General features: G+C 34.2%; 17 protein-coding genes. 9 read left to right on the top strand and 8 right to left on the bottom strand.

Annotated features, from left to right (window positions below):
- Positions 1-59 precede the first annotated feature (59 nt).
- Together AC4FQX_RS11270 and AC4FQX_RS11275 are read right to left on the bottom strand one after the other, a co-directional pair.
- Positions 60-1,679: a S8 family peptidase gene (locus tag AC4FQX_RS11270; protein WP_491167800.1), complete on the bottom strand. Its 1,620-nt coding sequence runs from the start codon at positions 1,677-1,679 to the stop codon at positions 60-62.
- A gap of 43 nt (positions 1,680-1,722) precedes the next feature.
- Positions 1,723-2,583 carry an MBL fold metallo-hydrolase gene (locus AC4FQX_RS11275; RefSeq protein ID WP_491167801.1) on the bottom strand — a complete coding sequence of 287 codons (861 nt, stop codon included), beginning with the start codon at positions 2,581-2,583 and terminating at the stop codon, positions 1,723-1,725.
- A 560-nt stretch (positions 2,584-3,143) separates the two neighbouring features.
- Between AC4FQX_RS11275 and AC4FQX_RS11280 the strand changes: the two genes are divergently transcribed.
- The 6 genes from AC4FQX_RS11280 (at position 3,144) to sufD (ending at position 8,156) form a co-directional block, all read left to right on the top strand.
- Positions 3,144-3,473, top strand: a complete 330-nt coding sequence (locus tag AC4FQX_RS11280) for a HesB/IscA family protein (protein WP_491167802.1) — start codon at positions 3,144-3,146, stop codon at positions 3,471-3,473.
- Positions 3,474-3,712: 239 nt separating this feature from the next.
- Positions 3,713-5,161 carry a Fe-S cluster assembly protein SufB gene (gene sufB, locus AC4FQX_RS11285; RefSeq protein ID WP_491167803.1) on the top strand — a complete coding sequence of 483 codons (1,449 nt, stop codon included), beginning with the start codon at positions 3,713-3,715 and terminating at the stop codon, positions 5,159-5,161.
- A gap of 36 nt (positions 5,162-5,197) precedes the next feature.
- A complete protein-coding gene (locus AC4FQX_RS11290) occupies positions 5,198-5,401 on the top strand; it encodes a four helix bundle protein (RefSeq protein ID WP_491167804.1) in 204 nt (67 codons plus the stop codon).
- A gap of 197 nt (positions 5,402-5,598) precedes the next feature.
- Positions 5,599-6,354 (top strand): Fe-S cluster assembly ATPase SufC, encoded by a 756-nt coding sequence (gene sufC / locus AC4FQX_RS11295; RefSeq protein ID WP_491167805.1) that lies wholly within the window; start codon positions 5,599-5,601, stop codon positions 6,352-6,354.
- Between the two features lie 57 nt (positions 6,355-6,411).
- Positions 6,412-6,735: a four helix bundle protein gene (locus AC4FQX_RS11300; RefSeq protein WP_491167806.1), complete on the top strand. Its 324-nt coding sequence runs from the start codon at positions 6,412-6,414 to the stop codon at positions 6,733-6,735.
- 104 nt (positions 6,736-6,839) lie between these two features.
- On the top strand, positions 6,840-8,156 hold the full coding sequence (sufD, locus tag AC4FQX_RS11305) for a Fe-S cluster assembly protein SufD (RefSeq protein WP_491167807.1): 1,317 nt from the start codon (positions 6,840-6,842) through the stop codon (positions 8,154-8,156).
- A gap of 97 nt (positions 8,157-8,253) precedes the next feature.
- Here the strand turns inward: sufD and AC4FQX_RS11310 are convergent, their stop codons facing one another.
- Positions 8,254-9,120, bottom strand: a complete 867-nt coding sequence (locus AC4FQX_RS11310) for a patatin-like phospholipase family protein (protein ID WP_491167808.1) — start codon at positions 9,118-9,120, stop codon at positions 8,254-8,256.
- Positions 9,121-9,350: 230 nt separating this feature from the next.
- Between AC4FQX_RS11310 and AC4FQX_RS11315 the strand changes: the two genes are divergently transcribed.
- Both AC4FQX_RS11315 and AC4FQX_RS11320 read left to right on the top strand, forming a co-directional pair.
- Positions 9,351-11,468 carry a TonB-dependent receptor plug domain-containing protein gene (locus tag AC4FQX_RS11315; protein WP_491167809.1) on the top strand — a complete coding sequence of 706 codons (2,118 nt, stop codon included), beginning with the start codon at positions 9,351-9,353 and terminating at the stop codon, positions 11,466-11,468.
- A gap of 16 nt (positions 11,469-11,484) precedes the next feature.
- Complete coding sequence (locus AC4FQX_RS11320; protein WP_491167810.1) at positions 11,485-12,567, top strand: HmuY family protein; 1,083 nt, start codon at positions 11,485-11,487, stop codon at positions 12,565-12,567.
- Between the two features lie 166 nt (positions 12,568-12,733).
- Here AC4FQX_RS11320 and AC4FQX_RS11325 read toward each other — a convergent pair whose 3' ends face one another.
- The 3 genes from AC4FQX_RS11325 to AC4FQX_RS11335 form a co-directional block, all read right to left on the bottom strand.
- Positions 12,734-14,275, bottom strand: coding sequence for an acyl-CoA carboxylase subunit beta (locus tag AC4FQX_RS11325; protein WP_491167811.1), 1,542 nt, complete (start codon positions 14,273-14,275; stop codon positions 12,734-12,736).
- A 106-nt stretch (positions 14,276-14,381) separates the two neighbouring features.
- On the bottom strand, positions 14,382-15,821 hold the full coding sequence (gene accC / locus AC4FQX_RS11330; RefSeq protein ID WP_491167812.1) for an acetyl-CoA carboxylase biotin carboxylase subunit: 1,440 nt from the start codon (positions 15,819-15,821) through the stop codon (positions 14,382-14,384).
- A gap of 2 nt (positions 15,822-15,823) precedes the next feature.
- A complete protein-coding gene (locus AC4FQX_RS11335) occupies positions 15,824-16,309 on the bottom strand; it encodes an acyl-CoA carboxylase biotin carboxyl carrier protein subunit (protein ID WP_491167813.1) in 486 nt (161 codons plus the stop codon).
- A gap of 963 nt (positions 16,310-17,272) precedes the next feature.
- Between AC4FQX_RS11335 and AC4FQX_RS11340 the strand changes: the two genes are divergently transcribed.
- On the top strand, positions 17,273-17,827 hold the full coding sequence (locus AC4FQX_RS11340; protein ID WP_491167814.1) for a glycoside hydrolase family 73 protein: 555 nt from the start codon (positions 17,273-17,275) through the stop codon (positions 17,825-17,827).
- A 274-nt stretch (positions 17,828-18,101) separates the two neighbouring features.
- On the opposite strand, the gene AC4FQX_RS11345 is transcribed toward AC4FQX_RS11340, so the two are convergent.
- Both AC4FQX_RS11345 and AC4FQX_RS11350 read right to left on the bottom strand, forming a co-directional pair.
- Positions 18,102-19,142, bottom strand: coding sequence for a hemin-degrading factor (locus tag AC4FQX_RS11345; protein WP_491167815.1), 1,041 nt, complete (start codon positions 19,140-19,142; stop codon positions 18,102-18,104).
- A gap of 12 nt (positions 19,143-19,154) precedes the next feature.
- Complete coding sequence (locus AC4FQX_RS11350) at positions 19,155-19,931, bottom strand: heme ABC transporter ATP-binding protein (RefSeq protein ID WP_491167816.1); 777 nt, start codon at positions 19,929-19,931, stop codon at positions 19,155-19,157.

The following is a 19,931-nucleotide window of genomic DNA, read 5'->3' on the forward strand; positions in this document are numbered from 1 at the left end:
TTTGTATATAATAAAAAAAGGAAGGGCTAAGCCCTTCCCGGAAAATAAAATTTGTGTGGTTATTTTTTGGTTGATTTAGTATTTGCTAGTTTATCAGCCATGATTAGAGCATTATAGGCATTTACAATTGTTCCTGTTTTTGAAATCTCTGAGAACATACGCTTATCAGACGCATCACCTCCCAGAATTACAGATCTGTTGATCTTTAAACCGGAGTCCATAATAATATGTTTTACTTCAGCAGCAGAAAGAGAAGGATAGTAGGAGCGGATCAGAGCAGCAACGCCGGCAACATTAGGAGAAGCCATTGATGTTCCTTGTAAATATTCATAAGTATTATCAGGAGTTGTTGCATAGATCTTTACACCCGGAGCAAAAACATCCACTTCACGTTTTCCGTAGTTTGAGAAATTGGCGACTAATTCCGTTCCGTATTCATAGTTCAGTGCGCCAACAGTTAAGAAATTGTTTGAGATCTCTTTTCCGTTATCATCTGTATCATTAGGATATATTTTTACAGTATCCAGATCATAAGAATCATTACCGGCAGCATTTACGATCAGAACATCTTTTTCAGCTGCATACTTAATAGCATCATCCACCCAGTTTTTGTGAGTAGAAAAGTATTTCCCAAAACTGGTATTGATTACTTTTGCTCCGTTATCTACAGCATAACGAAGGCCTAAAGCAATATCTTTATCATATTCATCACCATTAGGAACAGCTCTAACAGCCATTATTTCCACATTGTTCGCTACACCATCACCACCCAAAGTATTATTGCGGATTTGTGCTATAATACCGGATACATGCGTACCGTGTTTAGCTCCTTCTTTACTGGGACCCCAAACAATATTGTTACCGTGTTTATTATCTGTAATATCATCAGGATTATCTCCTAACAGCTTTCTTCCGTCAAATTCTAGATTTAAATTGTAGTTTAACTGATCATAAACATATTCTTTAAATCCTTTGATTTCTTTATCGAAATCCTCTTTTGATGTTTTGCTTAACACCTGTGTCATCATCATTTTATATTGCATTAAAGCAATATTTTTTGTGTTGATGGTAAGAACATCCTGTAGGTTGTAATTGTCTTTTTTTAAGTGTTCTTTAATCTCTTTATCTGCATTAATGATAAAATCCACCTGCTGTTTATTGCCCATGGCTTCAGCTAATTTTTTATCATATTCTTCTTTTGCTCTTTTATATAAATCTGATCCGTCATCTCCTTTTTTAAGGATTCTTACCAGTTCAAGATTTTCATTTTCAACATCTCCCAGAAAATTCCAACCGTGAACATCATCAATATAGCCATTATTATCATCATCAATTCCGTTTCCCGGAATCTCTTTTGTGTTGGTCCATATCTTATCTTTCAGGTCTTCATGTTCAATATCTACCCCAGAATCAACAATACCTACAATTACTTTTACTCCTTTTTTGTTTTTAAGAAGTTCTTTATAAGCACGGTCAATACTCATTCCCGGAATGGTATCCTTTATTAGATCCAGATGACTCCATCGTTTTAACTGAACATCACTGATTTTTTCTGTTTTTAAAGGAACATTGTCTGCATTTTCAACAGGAGTATATGCAATAGTATTTTTTGTTGTATTACATCCTGTAATAGCTAAAGCTAAAATTGCGGATAAGTAAATCGGTTTTATTAATTTCATTTTTTTGAATTTAAATTCTGAATATTTTTTTTAAATCTTTATTTTATCCGAAAATTTCATCACAGCTAAAACGTTCTTTTAACCGAACTCCCTTTTCAGTATTCTCCAGTGTTATAATTTCATTATGAGCATCATGTTCAAGGAATAGATAATAGTTGTTGTTTGCAGCAGCAGAAAGAAATTTTGCTTTTTCATCCATTGTCAGTAAAGGTCTGGTGTCATATCCCATAACATAAGGAAGAGGAATATGTCCCACAGTAGGGAGCAGATCTGCTACATAAACGATGGTTTTATCTTTGTATTGAATATGCGGAAGCATTTGCTTTTCCGTATGTCCATCAGCAAAGAAGATTCCGAAATCCAGCTCTGATTTTTCCAGATAATCTGTAGATGAATTACCGATAAATTTTAGTTGCCCACTTTCCTCCATAGGTAAAAGATTTTCTTTTAAAAAAGAAGCTTTTTCCCTTGCATTAGGATTCACAGCCCATTCCCAGTGATTTTTATTGGTCCAGAAGTGTGCGTTTTTAAAAGCAGGTTCATAACCGGTTTTATCCTTATTCCATTGTATACTTCCGCCACAGTGATCAAAATGCAGATGTGTCATAAAAACATCTGTAATATCGTCTCGGTGAAATCCGTATTTAGCAAGAGATTTATCTAAGGTGTGTCCTCCCCACATGTAATAGTAACCGAAAAATTTATCAGATTGTTTGTTTCCCATTCCCGTGTCGATCAGTATTAGTCGATTTTCTTTTTCAATCAACATACAACGTGTTGCCAGATCGATCATATTATTTTCATCTGCGGGATTTGTTTTGTTCCAGATTACTTTCGGAACTACGCCAAACATAGCACCACCATCCAATTTGAAATAACCACTTTCTATAGGATATATTTTCATTTTATCTGAATTGATTTTGTAGAGAATAAATAGCTGCGCAAATTACTCATAAAAATAATAACTACCAATATATCATGCGGAAGATGAGGTTATTTAATAAATATTTAAGTATTAAGGCAGTTGGTGGTTTTTGTGATATGTTATTTGTAAAAAGTAAAATGTTATTAACAGCTTCGCGAACTTTAAACCTTAAACGAAAGAAAAGAAAAGAACAGATAGTTGATATTGATTACCGAACACCAAACACCAAACACTGAATACTGATTACTGAATACTGAACACTGAATACTGAATACTGAATACTGAACACTGAACACTGAATACTGAATACTGAATACTGATTACTGATTACTGATTACTGATTACTGATTACTGAATACTGATTACTGATTACTGAATACTGAACACTGAACACTAAATACCGGGTACATAATTTTTTATACACGAATAATAGATGATAATTATCATAGCATAAGTTATAAAAATGTTAGTAGGTGTAGTAGAAAATTATAAATGTGGTATCTTTGCGTATTAATTTAGACAAAATCAATTTAAAGGCTATGATAAAAGTATCTGATACAGCAAAAAAGAAAATTATCGACTTAATGACAGACGATGGTTTTGACGCTGCTAATGATTATGTTAGAGTAGGAGTTAGAAGCGGTGGATGTTCAGGTTTGTCGTATGAATTAAAATTCGACAAAACACTGAATGAAGATGATAAGCTTTTTGAAGATAATAATATTAAGATTGCAGTGGAGAAAAAGAGTTTTCTATATCTGGCAGGAACAGTTTTAGAGTTTTCAGGAGGATTGAACGGTAAAGGGTTTATTTTTAATAATCCCAATGCTAACAGAACTTGTGGATGCGGGGAAAGTTTTTCGTTATAGAAAATATTTTAAAATATTTAAAAATTCCGAAAGAGAGTTGTGCTGAAGTCAGAAATATGTTAATTTTATCAAAAGAATTAGACTTTTGCAAGCAAATAGAAATTCAGATCGGATAACGTCTGATAATTGAGATTTCTTAGAATCTTTCAAATTTCATAAAATATTTGACTAGAAATAATAGAATTTAAATTTTTGAATTATTTAATCGTTCAATTTTTAAATTTTTAAATTATAAAAAAATGAGTAAGTACACGGAAGACGATTTAAAAATAGAGCTCGAGAATAAGGAGTATGAGTATGGTTTTTATACAGATATAGAGTCTGAAACTTTTCCTATTGGATTAAACGAAGATATTGTTCGCGCTATTTCTTTGAAAAAAGAAGAGCCTGAATGGATGACAGAATGGCGAATAGAGGCTTTTCGTGCATGGAAAGAAATGATCGAACCGGAATGGGCAAATGTACATTATCAAAAACCGGATTTTCAGGCCATATCGTATTATTCAGCACCGTTGAAAAAACAAAAATATGAAAGCCTTGACCAAGTAGATCCTGAATTACTGGATACTTTTAAAAAGTTGGGAATTTCTATTGACGAACAGAAAATGTTAGCAGGTGTAGCCGTTGATATTGTAATGGATTCTGTTTCAGTTGCTACTACATTCAAAAAAACTTTAGCAGAAAAAGGAATTATTTTCTGTTCCATTTCTGAAGCGATCAGAGAACATTCCGAGTTAGTTAAAAAGTATTTAGGCACAGTCGTTCCTCAGAAAGATAATTTCTATGCAGCCTTAAATTCTGCTGTGTTTTCAGACGGATCTTTTTGTTATATCCCGAAAGGAGTTCGTTGTCCGATGGAACTTTCTACCTATTTCCGTATTAATCAGGCAGGAACCGGGCAGTTTGAAAGAACGCTGGTAATTGCTGATGAAGGTAGTTATGTAAGTTATCTGGAAGGTTGTACCGCTCCGTCTCGTGACGAGAATCAGTTACATGCTGCCGTAGTAGAACTGATAGCTCTGGATGGTGCAGAGATCAAATATTCAACCGTTCAGAACTGGTATCCGGGAAATAAAGAAGGTAAAGGTGGTGTTTTTAACTTTGTAACCAAAAGAGGATTGTGTGAGAACAATGCCAAAATATCGTGGACACAAGTAGAAACAGGATCAGCTGTTACCTGGAAATACCCTTCCTGTATTTTAAAAGGAGATAATTCTGTAGGAGAATTTTATTCTATTGCAGTTACGAATAATTTCCAGCAGGCAGATACAGGTACAAAAATGATTCATCTTGGTAAAAACACAAAGAGTACTATTATTTCTAAAGGTATTTCTGCAGGTAGATCACAAAACAGTTATAGAGGATTAGTACAGATTAGTTCAAGAGCAGATAATGCCAGAAACTTTTCACAATGTGATTCATTACTGATGGGTAATAGTTGTGGTGCACATACTTTTCCATATATAGAGTCTAAAAACCCTTCTGCAAAAATAGAACATGAGGCTACTACAAGTAAAATTGGAGAAGATCAGGTGTTTTATTGTAATCAAAGAGGTATTCCCACAGAAAAAGCAATTGCGCTTATCGTAAATGGATTTAGTAAAGAAGTTTTGAATAAACTCCCTATGGAATTTGCTGTAGAAGCACAAAAATTACTGGAAATCTCATTAGAAGGGTCTGTAGGATAGATCAATTTGAAAATGTGCTAATTTGAAGATTTGAAAATGGAGAAGAAAGAAAATGTAATTATAACTTTAACCTTTCAGTTTGCTCTTGATATTATTAAATACTGTGAGAATTTACAGAGTAATAAAAAGTTTGTCATTGCAAATCAGTTATTAAAATCAGGAACTTCGGTTGGCGCAAATATAAGAGAAGCACAAAATGCAGAAAGTAAAGCAGATTTTATTCATAAGTTTAAAATATAGGCAAAAGAAATAGAAGAGACGTTTTATTGGTTGGATTTATGTAAATTTTCAGAGAATTATCCAAATTCAGGTAGTTTAATTGATCAGTTAAATAGTATTTCAAGAATAGTTAATAAAATAATAATCACGTCAAAACAAAAATAATCATATTGGAAATTTTCAAATTTTCAAATTAACTCATTTTCAAATTAATAAGAATGTTATCAATAAAAAATTTACGCGCAAGTGTTGAAGGGAAAGAGATTTTAAAAGGAATTAACCTGGAAATAAAGGCAGGTGAAGTACATGCGATTATGGGACCTAATGGTTCCGGAAAAAGTACACTTTCTGCTGTAATTGCAGGAAATGAAACTTATGAAGTAACAGGCGGTCAGATTTTTCTTGAAGGAGAAGATATAGGTGAATTAGCACCAGAAGAAAGAGCTCATAAAGGCGTTTTTCTTTCTTTTCAGTATCCAATAGAAATTCCGGGTGTTTCTGTGACGAATTTCATGAAAACAGCAATTAATGAAACACGTAAGGCAAATCGTTTAGAAGAAATGCCGGCGAATGAAATGTTGAAACTGATTCGCGAAAAATCAGAATTACTGGAGATCGACAGAAAGTTTTTATCCCGTTCTCTTAATGAAGGTTTTTCCGGTGGAGAGAAAAAAAGAAATGAAATATTTCAAATGGCAATGTTGGAGCCTAAATTAGCGATTCTTGACGAAACAGATTCAGGATTGGATATTGATGCCCTCAGAATTGTTGCTAATGGTGTAAATAAGCTGAAAAGCGATAAAAATGCAATTATTGTGATCACACATTACCAGAGATTGCTGGATTATATCGTTCCGGATTTCGTTCATGTTCTGTACAAAGGAAAAATTGTAAAATCAGGAACAAAAGAACTAGCTTACGAGTTAGAAGAAAAGGGCTATGACTGGATCAAACAAGAAGTTGAATTAGGATAAAAAAACGTCAAAAGTTTGAAGGTCTTAAAGTCGAAAGCCTAAAAAAACACTAAGTAAATGGGGAAATTTGATTCTTTTGAAGAGATTAATTCTTGGCAAAAATCAAGGTTCTTAAATAAAAATATTTATTTAGTGACAGAGAATAGAAATTTTAAAAAAGATTTCGATTTTGTAAGACAGATTAGACGAGCTTCACTATCAATATCTTCAAATATAGCCGAAGGTTTTGAAAGAAATACAGATAAAAAATTTATCTATTTTCTGTATGTTGCTAAAGCATCTGCTGGAGAAGTACGTTCACAATTATATTTAGCTTTTGATTTGAATTATATAACAAAACAAGAATTTGAAGATTTATTTATAGAAATAACAGATATTTAAAAATTATTAAGTGGTTTTATAAAATATCTTCAGAAAAGTCAGAAATAGTAAAATATATTATTGTAAAACATGATGCGTTTTTACTTTAAGACATTATAAAAAATATGGAATTAAAAGAAAAATTAATCTCATCCTTTAAAGCTTTTGAGGAGCGTACAACTATTCAGCCGAATATTCATACTATCCGTACAGGCGCTTTAAAGAATTTTGAAATAAAAGGTTTTCCGTCAAAAAAAGACGAAGCATGGAAATACACTTCCCTTAATGCAATATTGAAAAATGATTTCAATGTTTTTCCGTCAATGGAGAATACGATTGAAACAGGACAGGTGAAACAATACTTTTTGGATGAAACAGAGACTTACAGAGTAGCTTTCGTAGATGGTATTTACAGTGCTTCTTTATCTTCAGTTGCAGCCGAAGGGTTTATTATTGATCTGTTATCATCAGCATTAACAAAACCGGAGTATAAAGAAATAATTGATAATTGTTTTAATAAAACAGTGAATTCAGAAGATAGTCTTACCTCTTTAAATACTGCTTTTGCTTTTGAAGGAACCTACATAAATGTTCCGAAAAGTAAAATAGTAGAGAAGCCAATTGAGATCGTTTATTTCTCAACAGGTAAAGAACCCGCTTTATTTTTACAGCCGAGAAATCTTATCATTATAGGTGAAAATGCACAAGTACAAATCATGGAACGTCATCAGAGTTTAAATAATAATCCTGTTTTGACGAATTCCGTAACAGAGATATTTGTAGGTAAAAGAGCGGTTTTAGATTATTATAAAATTCAGAATGATGAGTTAGAATCTAATTTAATTGATAATACTTATATTTCTCAGGATCAGAAAAGTAACGCTTCCATTCACACTTTTTCTTTTGGAGGAAACATCACCCGAAATAATCTGAATTTTTATCACTTGGGAGAAAGACTGGAGTCGACTCTAAAAGGAATTACTATTATAGAAGGAAAACAACACGTTGATCATTATACATTAGTGGATCATACTGCACCGAACTGTGAAAGTCACCAGAATTATAAAGGAATTTATAACGGTAGATCCACAGGCGTTTTTAACGGTAAAATCTATGTTGAAAAAGATGCACAGAAAACAGATGCTTTCCAGCAGAATAATAACATTCTGTTAAGTGATAAAGCCGTTATTAATGCAAAACCTCAGTTGGAGATTTTTGCTGATGATGTGAAATGTTCACATGGTTGCACAATAGGACAATTAGACGAGAGTGCTATGTTTTATATGCAGTCAAGAGGGATTCCATTCAAAGAATCCAGAGCTTTACTGATGTATGCTTTTACCGATGAAGTAATTTCAAGTATAAAGATACCGGCATTGAAAAAAATAATTACCAATATAATTGCTGAAAAATTAGGAGTTCATATTGATTTTGATTTGTAAAAAGACTTAGTTAGAGTATAAATTAGAAGCACCTGCTAATAGCAAGTGCTTCTTTATTTTTAGATAACAATACTTATTCCTAACAGGTTTTCAAAACCTATTTCAGAAAAGGTCTGGGAAGTAAATATGACTTTATTGCCATTCTTTCCGCACATTCATACCCTTCTTTATATAACGCGAATAACTTTTCTGTATCTTTTTCCATTCGATTTACCTTTATTGGGTTTTGTGGGCGGATTACAAATACCTGTCCTTTTTTTTCCAGATTTTCAATTAATTCCATTTGGGAATTATATAAGCTGTTTCTCTTGCCGAGTGCTTCACGTATTGCAGGATATTTTTTATATATAAAAGAGGGAATCTTTATATTCCTGCTTTTTTTGCGATAGCCTTTGTTACGGGTAAGTACCACTACATTTTTTGTATAGCCCTGTTCTATTGCCCGCAGTAGGGGAATAGAATCAGAGATACCTCCGTCCAGCATGGGGATAGAATCAACATAACTTATCGGACACATAATGGGTAGACTACTTGACGCCCTGGCAATATCCATAAGACGTTTTTTATCTGTTTTTTCCTCAAAATAGTTTGGCTTACCTGTCAGGCAGTTGGTTGTAGTTATTTCTATACGTAGAGGAGAAGTGAAATAAGTGTCATAATCGAATGGGATAATATGTTCCGGAAACTCATGAAAAAGGAGATCAAAATCAATAAATCTCCCTTTTTTTATAAAATGCTTAATACCTATATAGTTGTATTTCTCTAATAATTCTATATTGCTGTATTTGGCTCTGCCCCATTGACGTGAAATATAAGATAGACCATTACAAGCACCCGCTGATACACCTATTGTATAAGGAAAGTAAATGTTATTATCCATAAAATAGTCTAATACTCCACAAGTGAATACGCCTCGCATACCACCACCTTCGAGTACCAGACCTCTGTTTTTTATATCGATCATGCGTTGTTTATTTGAAAAACTTAAATATACAAAATAAACAGACTTTCAGTATTTTTTTCGGAAGCCTGTTAAGAGAATAACATACAAAAACTTTAGAAATATAAATTTAACATCAGATAACTTGAGATAAAGGTAACAAATCTTTATTTAGATTTAATAAAAATAGCTTGCATAAGAAAATCTCTTGTTTTAGATTTGCAATTTAGAATCAATCTAAACATTAACAACTTATGTTATCTAAGAATTATTTACTTGTTCCATTATTTATTATAAGTGCAGTTGGTTTCGCTCAGGAAAAACCAAAAGGTTCTACTGGAGTTAATACCCTTGATGAAGTCGTTGTTACCGGGCAGTTTGAGCCACAATCCATTAAAAAATCTGTTTTTAATGTAAGATTAATAACAAAACAGGATATTCAAAGGCAGGCAGCTAATAATTTAGCTGATGTTCTGAATCAGTATTTGAATATTACGATTACTCCAAGTTCTAATACAGGACGTTCCACAGTATCTATGTTTGGTCTTGATGGACAATATTTCAAAATATTAGTAGATAATATTCCTTTAGTTAGTGATAGTGGATTGGGAAATAATATTGATCTGACCCAGATTAATCTTGATGATGTAGAGCAGATCGAGATTATAGAAGGTTCTATGGGAGTAACGCACGGAGGAAATGCCGTAAGTGGTATTTTAAATATAATTACTAAAAAATCTTCTCAGCACAAATGGGAAATATCCGCTACAGCGCAGGAAGAAACAGTAGGGAAAGAATTCAAATTATTTGATGAAGGAAAACATATACAGGCTTTAAGAGTAGCACATACTATTTCAGATAACTGGTCTGTTTCCGTAGGAGGAAACAGAAATGATTTTAAAGGATATTACGATGGTCAGAAAGGAAAAGACCATGATATAAATGACGGGTTGAGAGGATATCGCTGGTTGCCAAAAGAACAATATACCACTAACGCAATGTTAAGTTATAAAAGAAATGACTTCAGATTCTTTTATAAATTTGACTACTTTAATGAAAACATTGATTTCTTTAATCCTGTTGTAAGTACAGATTACTCTCCGTCAACGGGGATGCTTAAATACTCCAAAGACAAAAGATACATCACAGACCGGTTTTATCATCATATAAACGGAACTGGTAAAGTTTTTTCTACTCTTACTTATAATGTGTCTCTGTCACACCAGAAACAACAGAGAGATGTTGAAGATTTTAATTACTATTTTAATCTGGGAGAAACCGGAAATAAGAGAAAGAAAAATCAGTCAACAGAAGTTTTCTATTCAACAGGAACATTGAGTAATTTCTTTAAAAATGAGATGGTTGATTTGCAGTTGGGTTATGAACTTTCAAATAATAATGGTTTTGCGATTGTTGATGGAGATAATCAGACACAGAAAGAGGTTAGAAAAAGACTTGAAAACTATGATTTTTTTGTTTCATCAGAAATTAAAGCAACAGATCGATTTTCCATTCGTCCCGGATTGCGTTTTTCTTCTCAGTCTAAGTTTGAAAACCAGTATGCAACTTCATTAGGATTAAGATATTTACTGGATTATGGAATTGAGCTACGAACCTCATTAGGAAAATCATTCAGAACGCCCAATTTTGAAGAATTGTATTCTAAAATAAACTTTTCAGGACATAAATTCTTTGGAAATGAGAATCTGGTACCGGAAACAAGCACTTCCTATGAGTTCAATATAAAAAAATCAACTTTATTTGATTCAGAACTTGCTTTGTCAAACGATCTGGCAGTAAATTATATGGATGTTGATGATAGAATTGATATGGCTTTTGTAGGTCTGGATCCTATCGGGAACGATCCGATATATCAGTATATAAATATCAGTAAATATAAGATGTGGAATGTGTCCTCAAATCATCAGGCAACTTATAAGAACTGGTTGTTAAGAACCGGATTTTCATTAGTGGGTATTTCCCAGTTAATTGATAACGGACAAGCTGTTTCTGATGATAAATTTATTTATTCTTTTCAGATCAATGGAAATCTGGCGTATACTGTTCCAAAATGGAATACAGTATTTTCTGTTTATTACAAATTCAATGGAAAACAACAACAATTCGTAGAGGTAGGTTCCGATTTTAAACTATCAGATATAGAATCTTACAGCTGGATGGATGCTTCTATAAGAAAAACATTTTATAACAAACGTTTTGATGTAACAATAGGAGCCAGAAACTTATTTGACGTTACCCGTGTTCAGCAGAGTCAGGCAGCAGGTACAGCTGGTCATACCAATTCAACAGATATTCTGCTGGGTTACGGTCGATCCTATTATTGTAAACTTACTTATAACCTTAACTTTTAACTTAAATATTGACCCCATGAAAAAAATAATTATTTTATCATTTGCTTTATTAAGCATCATAAGTTGCAGCAGCAGTGACGATTCCGGAACAGAAGTTGTTGTAACCCCTCCTTCTTCCGGAGCAGTATTACAGCCTAAAACAGGAGGTTCTACTTTGCCAAACCAGGTATATATCGATTTAAGTACTACTAAAGAAACAGAAGTTATTAGAACAAGCTGGGATTTAGGTTTTTATTCCGGTGCTGATTTCAGAGTAATATTAAACGGTTCTATTAATAAAATGGCTGCAAAGCAGTTAAATACAACTAATATTGACGAGATACAAGTGGCAGACGAAACGGTAACAACTGGTAATTTTCAAGATCCAAACAGTGCAAATTATGTAGATCAGCCGTCAGGAGATATTAACGGAACTCTTATAGCAGCTATTTCTGCGAATGATGCTGATAACAAAGTGTATTTAGTAAACTTAGGTCAGGAGATATCTGAAACTCCGGCAGCAGCCTTTAAAGTGAACATGACCGGTAACGTAAGAGGATGGAAGAAAATCAGAATACTAAGAAGCGGAAACGATTATAAATTGCAGTATGCGGATCTGGATGCAACAACGCACCAGGAAATTATAATTTCTAAAGCAGTAGCTTTTAACTTTTCTTTTTTCAGCTTCAAGACCAATGCTACAGTAAATGTAGAGCCTCAGAAAGAGAAATGGGATTTGAATCTGACAACGTTTACTAATTTAATTCCTTACCCGGGGCAGGGATATAATATCAGTTATTTCTATCCTGAATTTGCAATTATTAATTCAAGAGCAGGAGTTACAGCTTATCAGGTGCTTACTGCTGAAGGAGGTTCATTTGATGCTTTTGTTTTAGCAAAAGTGGATAATGCTAAATTTGGAACAACAGAAGCAAAAGATCAGAGAGCTATAGGTCCGAACTGGAGAGTTACAACAACCAACCCTCCAAGTGTATATGATGATCGTTTCTTTGTACTGAAAGACGCAGAAGGAAATATATATAAAATCAAATTCATTTCATTCTATACTCCCGCTGGTGAGCGAGGAAACGTTACTTTTCAGTATGAATTATTGAAATAAGTTTTTTTTAGTTAGTTTTATTTGAGAACCGGATCTTTTTTACGAGAGATCCGGTTTTTTTTAGTTGATAGTTTTCAGTGGAAAGTTGATAGTTGTAATAAAGAGTAAAATTTATTTAACAACTTGCAAAAACTATCAACTATTAACTATCAATTATCAACTAAATTTAAAGTGGAATATTTCCGTGTTTCCTCTGAGGGGTGATAACCTCTTTATGTTCCAGCATGGCAAATGCTTTAAGAAGTTTTCTGCGGGTATCTTGCGGAAGAATTACTTCATCAATAAACCCACGTTGCGCTGCCTGATAAGGCGTTGCGAATTTCTTAGCATAATCAGTTTCTTTCTCTAAAAGTTTTGCTGTTGGATCTGTTGCTTCAGAAATTTCTTTCTTGAAGATGATCTCACTTGCCCCTTTAGCTCCCATTACAGCGATTTCAGCACTTGGCCACGCGTAGTTCATATCCGCGCCAATATGTTTCGAGTTCATTACATCATAAGCTCCTCCATACGCTTTTCTTGTAATTACTGTTACTCTCGGAACAGTAGCTTCACTCAAAGCATATAATAGTTTTGCCCCATGTACGATAATTCCGTTCCATTCCTGATCCGTTCCCGGTAAGAATCCCGGCACATCTACTAATACTAATAACGGAATATTGAAAGCATCACAAAAACGAGTAAAACGAGCGGCTTTGACAGAGCTGTTCACATCTAATACTCCTGCAAGGAACAGGGGCTGATTTGCAATGATCCCAATACTTCTTCCTCCAATTCTTGAGAACCCTACAATAATGTTTTCTGCAAAATCTTTATGAATTTCAAAGAAAGAATCTTTATCAATGATTCCATTAATAACCTCTTTCATGTCATACGGTTTATTAGGATTATCCGGAATGATATTCTCTAATTGATTTCGTACTTCACTCTCCAAAGTATAAGGTATATACGGTGCTTTTTCCCGGTTATTCTGAGGCAGGTAACTTAAAAGTGTTTTTATATCTTCTAAACATACTACATCATTAGCAGAAGTAGTATGCGCTACCCCTGATTTACTGGAATGTGTGCTTGCTCCTCCTAATTCCTCAGCTGTAACCGTTTCATTAGTAACCGTTTTTACAACATTTGGACCAGTGACGAACATATAACTGGTGTTTTCCACCATCATTGTAAAATCTGTCATTGCAGGTGAGTATACTGCCCCTCCCGCACAAGGTCCCATAATAGCAGAAATCTGCGGGATTATTCCCGAAGCCTGAACATTTCGATAAAAAATATCAGCATAACCTCCCAAAGAGCGTACACCTTCCTGAATACGAGCACCACCTGAATCATTTAATCCGATCATCGGAGCGCCTGTTTTTAATGCCATATCCATGACCTTACAGATTTTTTCAGCATGCGTCTCAGATAAAGCTCCACCAAAAACAGTAAAATCCTGTGCAAAAACATATACCGGTCTGTCGTTTATAGTTCCGTAACCCGTAATAACGCCATCACCGTAATAAATTTCTTCATCCATTCCAAAATCAGTTGTGCGATGCGTAACCAGCATGCCGATTTCTTCAAAAGAACCCTCATCCATCAGATATTCTACTCGTTCGCGAGCAGTCAGTTTTTTCTTAGTATGTTGCGTATCTATTCTTTTTTTACCTCCTCCCAGTTGAGCTTGGGATATTTTATGTTCTAATTCTTTTATTTTGGATTTCATATGTAGCTATTTATTGTTTTTTAATGGTCATATGGTATCGCTTTATCTTTATTGGTATTTGTTTGCAACAAATTAGTTGTTAGTGGCGATTTCATATGTAGTGATTTCATTTTGGTAAACGCAGTTGATTTAAGTCCTTTAAATATTCTTTTAGAGCAATATAAGCTGCAAGCTCAGTTTCTGTTTCTCTTTCTTTTTTCAGCAGTTCAGGTTGATAATACTGTTTCACGAAGTGAGTATTAAAATTCCCTTCTGTAAAAGCAGGATGTTCAAAGACAAATTTTCCAAAAGGCAAAGTTGTTTTTACTCCCTTTACCAGATAATCACTAATTGCCTGTAACATCAGTTCAGTAGCTTCTTCTCTGGTTTCCCCGTATGTGATCAGTTTTGCCAGCATAGGATCATAATAAATAGGAACATCCATTCCTTCCTCAATACCATTATCTACTCTGATCCCTTTACCCGTAGGTAATTTATAGGTTTCTAAATGTCCCACACTAGGTAAGAAATCATCCAGAGGATCTTCTGCATAAATACGTAATTCTAATGCATGTCCTTTGATGCTCAGATCTTTCTGAGTGAAGGTCAGTACTTCTCCACGGGCGATTTGGATTTGTAATTCTACAAGATCCAGACCCGTAATAAGTTCCGTTACAGGATGTTCTACCTGTAAACGGGTGTTCATTTCTAAAAAGTAGAAGTTTTTATTTTCATCCAATAAGAATTCTACCGTTCCTGCTCCCACATAATTACAGGATTGAGCAACTCTTATCGCCGCTTCACCCATTTTTTGACGAATTTCAGGCGTTAATATAGAAGAAGGAGCTTCCTCAATCACCTTTTGATGCCGTCTCTGGACACTGCATTCTCTTTCAAAAAGGTGAAGAGTGTTACCATGCTGATCTGCCATAATCTGGATTTCAATATGGCGTGGAGAGCTTACAAAACGTTCAATAAATACAGAACCGTCTCCAAAAGCAGATAATGCTTCTGAGATCGCTCTCTGCATCTGAGATTCGAATTCTTCCTCGTTTTCTACAATGCGCATCCCTTTTCCTCCACCTCCGGCAGCTGCTTTGATCAAAATAGGGAAACCTATTGCTGTAGCTATTTCTTTTGCTTTATTTACATCTGTAATTGCTTCATCCGTACCCGGAACCATTGGAATATTGTACGCCTTTACCGTTTCCTTAGCAGCCAGTTTATTCCCCATAAGTTGGATTGCCTTAGCGGAAGGTCCAATGAAAGTAATACCGTTTTTTTCTACATTTTCTGCAAAATCGGCGTTTTCTGATAAAAAGCCATAACCCGGATGGATTCCGTCCACGTTTAATTCTTTAGCTACTTCAATAATTTTATCCCCTAACAGATAGGATTGGTTAGAAGGACCTTCACCTATACAAACCGCTTCATCTGCGAATCGTACATGAGGTGCATTACGATCTGCAGTAGAATAGACCGCTACAGTTTTAATACCCATTTTTCGGGCTGTTTTCATTACTCTTAATGCAATTTCTCCCCGATTAGCAACTAATATCTTTTTCATGATTATTCAAATTCAATTAATAACTGACCTTTATCTACCGCTTCATCATTTTTGACAACAATAGATTTAATAATACCTGAGCGAGGAGAAAGTAAACTGTTTTCCATTTTCATGGCTCCCAGGATAAGTAATGGTTCCTGTTCCTTTACAGTATCTCCCACTGCAACATTGATTTTTAGTATAAGACCCGGCATTGGAGAATGAAGAGCATTGATCTGTTTTGTTTTTCCTGTTTCAAACCCCATTTCTTTTATTAGATTGTCTAAAGGAGTGTGAATGGTTACTTTATATTCATTCTGGTTTATTTTAATGGTATAGGTTTTAGAATTAAAGTCTGCCGATACAACTTCCGCTTTAAAAGATTTGTATTGATGAATAAGGTGGTAATGAGCTGTTTCTGTTAACTGCGCATCAATTGCTGTCTGTTGTAAAGAAATTGAATCGTAATACGATTCTTTATCAACAATAACTTGATAGTTTTTATTCATTTTAAGGTAGTTTAAGATACGTAAATATAAAGATTATATATTTTATAATTTTGTTTTGCGTTCCGAATAAGTTGAAAGTTCAATGTCGAAAGTCTGAAAGTCAGTTCAACACGGCGACTGAATACTGAGACTCTTTCTCTCTACGCTAACCCTAAACTTTAAACTAGAAAAACCGGTAATACCCTGCTGGCGCGAGCATCTTGCTCGTGTCCTAGTTCGTAATGTTTTAGTTCATTTTAACTTTAGGAAATAGTTTTATGTGGTTACGAGCAAGATGCTCGCGCCAGCGGGGGAAATCACATGACAATGTAAAACATTGTTGAATATCCAATACAACTTTGAAAAGCCTCAATTTTAATTTTTTATATTTTGAGGCATTAAATAATCTGTTTTCAAAGACTTTATTCTCAACGATATAAAATAGGAGTTGTATAGAAATAAGTTTACAGAAAAGGGTAAAAATGTGGAAAGATATTCAAAATGAACATCTTCAAACTGGCGTTCTAAAAACCTAAATTTTAAAAACTGGGGTAAAAGTATTAAGAAGCTTTTTGGCGGGGAATATTTGCTTCTATATAAATTGATTTTTGTGATCAATCTGTATCAGTGGTGGAGAATTAACTGTTGATAAAAATGGTTTTGTTGCAGAATTTGCACCGAAATAAAACACCAATGAATTCATTTTTTTTATCTTTACAAATACCAGTATGATTATAATTTATTTTTCAGCAAAATAAATAATTGATAATAAACGTTATATAAGTTCTATTACTATTATACTTTAATTATATCAAGCTACCTTGTGTTTTCTGCATTTAGCAACCTATCCGTAATTACTAAAGGTAAATTTACCTCTACAGGGATGGAACGATTGACCAAATTTAATAGTTTAGGTGATACCAAAGCTATAACAGATAAAGATGAAAATAACAGTCCTGATGAGGACTTCTAAAACTCGAAATTATGACACCAAAAGAATTTACACATAAATTTTATCCTTTTGCGAAAGCATCAGAAAAAAAAACAGGAATTTCAGCTCTGGCAATATTAGCACAAGGAGCTCTGGAAACAGGATGGGGAAAGAGTATACGTGGTAATATGATATTTGGCGTAAAGGCTAAACCCAATACTCCTGATGATAAAAAACAATTACTCAGAACAACCGAGATTTTAAAAACACCTGACGTGGAATTTCCTGTAATTATTTCAATTACCCGACTACTTAGCGGAAGATACAAATACATAGTGAAGGACTGGTTTAGAAAATACGACACACCAGAAGAAAGTTTTACAGACCACGGTCTTTTCTTTTATCAAAATCCCAGATACGCCAATGCTTTAGCCGTAAAAGAAAATCCTTATAAATTTATTGATGCAATAGCAAAAGCAGGTTATGCTACGGATCCGGATTATGCAAAAAAATTAAAGAATATAGCTAAAAGAATAGAAAAAATAATTAAAGAAGGAGGATTGTTAAAAGAGCAGAATATAGCCGAATATTCAGGTGAAAGCGAATAATTATTCCGGAATAAATAGAGTTGCAGCTATGTTTATATATCAGGTTTAAGAATAGGAACAGATTGTGCGGATTTTTAATCCGTGCCCTTAATGAAAAAGAGTTATAGGTATGTATTGTGTTTGTATGATGAGCTCACGGATTGCAAATCCGCACCATCGGGGAAATCAATACGATTGTATATTTTTTGAATGGTAGAATTTATAATTTACTATTCCTAAAAAACCCTGTGAAGGACAATTCACAGGGTTTTTGATTATAAATAGGACGTACAATTTATTCTACAGAAGCGACTAAACGTCTCCATTCCTCCATTTCAGGGATGCCCGGTTTTCTTTTTCCGAATAGTTGTACAATAATTTCTCCCATTTCATTAAACACCTCAATAGCTGTTACAACACCATCCTCAGTTGGTTTTCTTACGATCCAGGTCTGAGCGATTTTAGTAGTGTCCAGGTGTAGGTTAAAATCAGGATCCATAACATTGAACCATTCATTATGCCACATTATTTTTCGTACTAAACCGGTGTGAATCTGGATGTTTCCTCTGTTTCCAACAAATACCATTATTGGAAATTTTGCTTCAGAGGCATCTTGTAAAATCTTTACAACGGTATCATTATCCAGTTTTTTAGCAAAAAATTCACTTGGTGCTAAACGTAAAGCTTGTGTTCTGGTCACACCGAATTTTTTTAACATATTAAAGAAATCATGTGTGTCTTTTAAAGCTTCCCAGGCTGCTTTAAATCCTGCAATATCAATGTCAGTATCCGGTTTTTCATCAATGTTCAGAGGCACTTCAGTAACCGTTTCCGCTGGCTCCTGATTATCTGATTTGTATTTTTCAACTAATGCATCAAATGCTTTTTCATTACTGTCCGGAGTAAGGTATATTTTGTGAATTGCCAGACCGTCTTTACCAAAGAACTGTAGGCTCTTTCGGTCTCCGTGTTCTGTTTTTTCCTGTACCGCAAAAGCTTTATCCCAGTGATTCGGGAAAACACGCATATCAATATCCTCATTAACAAATAAGCCTACATAAGGGGAATTGAATTCACCATTAGAGTAAATTCCTTTACGTTCATGTACACATTCATCATTACGAGTCAGTCCCATTACTTTACCCAGTGTTTCCACTTCCATAAGTATCGCTGTAAATTCAGGTTTTAAACGGATTACCGTTTCACCACACTGAGTGGCAAGAAGTTCAGCTTCACTAACACCCAACTTTTCAGCAGCGTTACGGATTCTTAAATGTGGAGTTTCTGTTTTCAGATTTTCCCATTGTGTCTTCAAATTATTAGTTATTGTATTCATACTTTTAAATATTTAAGTTCCGAAAATTATAATTGGATTTTTTGTTACCGGGTTAGGGCAGATTGTGCAGGGAAAATTATATACTTTACTGATAATTTCTCTTGTGAAGACTTTTTCAGGAATATCATGAGCAATAATCTCTCCTTTTTTCATTAATAAGACTGAATCTGCAAACTGTGCTGCCAGATTCAGATCATGAAGTACCACGACTGCCGTATTTCCTTTTTTTGTGAAAGTTTTTATCGTCTGTAGGATCTTATGTTGATGTGAAACATCTAAATTATTCAACGGTTCGTCCAGAAATAGAAGCTTATGTAGTATTTCATTATCCAGTTGAGTCAATACTCTGGCTAAATGAACCCTTTGTTTTTCTCCTCCCGACAGAGAATTGTAATTACGGGTCTCCATAGAGAGAAGATCCATTGTTGCCATTGCTTTTTTTACTGCTTCCACATCAGTAGGAAGAGGAGTTGCGTTGAAATAAGGATAGCGCCCCATCATCACGATGTCTTTTACTGAAAGTGGAATATCACTACTGTTTTGTTGTGAAAACTTCGCTTTGCTTTTTACCAGATCTTTTGAGTCCCATTCCGTAAATGTTTTCTTTTTAAAAAGAATGTTTTCATTTTTCTTGGACATTTCATTGGCTAATACTCCTAACAAGGTAGATTTCCCTGCTCCGTTAGGACCCACAATAATAAGGAGTTCACCATAATTTGCCGTGAAATTGATACCTTTCAGAATAGGTGTTTTTTTATGAGAATACGATACCTGATGTGCTTCTATCAT

This window comes from Flavobacterium sp. AK-301 (assembly GCF_058310215.1).

Bases quoted from the DNA above. Each gene is read 5' to 3' on its own strand.
- AC4FQX_RS11270 (WP_491167800.1), bottom strand. From the start codon at position 1,679: ATGAAATTAATAAAACCGATTTACTTATCCGCAATTTTAGCTTTAGCT.
- AC4FQX_RS11275 (WP_491167801.1), bottom strand. From the start codon at position 2,583: ATGAAAATATATCCTATAGAAAGTGGTTATTTCAAATTGGATGGTGGT.
- AC4FQX_RS11280 (WP_491167802.1), top strand. From the start codon at position 3,144: ATGATAAAAGTATCTGATACAGCAAAAAAGAAAATTATCGACTTAATG.
- sufB (WP_491167803.1), top strand. From the start codon at position 3,713: ATGAGTAAGTACACGGAAGACGATTTAAAAATAGAGCTCGAGAATAAG.
- AC4FQX_RS11290 (WP_491167804.1), top strand. From the start codon at position 5,198: ATGGAGAAGAAAGAAAATGTAATTATAACTTTAACCTTTCAGTTTGCT.
- sufC (WP_491167805.1), top strand. From the start codon at position 5,599: ATGTTATCAATAAAAAATTTACGCGCAAGTGTTGAAGGGAAAGAGATT.
- AC4FQX_RS11300 (WP_491167806.1), top strand. From the start codon at position 6,412: ATGGGGAAATTTGATTCTTTTGAAGAGATTAATTCTTGGCAAAAATCA.
- sufD (WP_491167807.1), top strand. From the start codon at position 6,840: ATGGAATTAAAAGAAAAATTAATCTCATCCTTTAAAGCTTTTGAGGAG.
- AC4FQX_RS11310 (WP_491167808.1), bottom strand. From the start codon at position 9,120: ATGATCGATATAAAAAACAGAGGTCTGGTACTCGAAGGTGGTGGTATG.
- AC4FQX_RS11315 (WP_491167809.1), top strand. From the start codon at position 9,351: ATGTTATCTAAGAATTATTTACTTGTTCCATTATTTATTATAAGTGCA.
- AC4FQX_RS11320 (WP_491167810.1), top strand. From the start codon at position 11,485: ATGAAAAAAATAATTATTTTATCATTTGCTTTATTAAGCATCATAAGT.
- AC4FQX_RS11325 (WP_491167811.1), bottom strand. From the start codon at position 14,275: ATGAAATCCAAAATAAAAGAATTAGAACATAAAATATCCCAAGCTCAA.
- accC (WP_491167812.1), bottom strand. From the start codon at position 15,821: ATGAAAAAGATATTAGTTGCTAATCGGGGAGAAATTGCATTAAGAGTA.
- AC4FQX_RS11335 (WP_491167813.1), bottom strand. From the start codon at position 16,309: ATGAATAAAAACTATCAAGTTATTGTTGATAAAGAATCGTATTACGAT.
- AC4FQX_RS11340 (WP_491167814.1), top strand. From the start codon at position 17,273: ATGACACCAAAAGAATTTACACATAAATTTTATCCTTTTGCGAAAGCA.
- AC4FQX_RS11345 (WP_491167815.1), bottom strand. From the start codon at position 19,142: ATGAATACAATAACTAATAATTTGAAGACACAATGGGAAAATCTGAAA.
- AC4FQX_RS11350 (WP_491167816.1), bottom strand. From the start codon at position 19,931: ATGATAGAAGCACATCAGGTATCGTATTCTCATAAAAAAACACCTATT.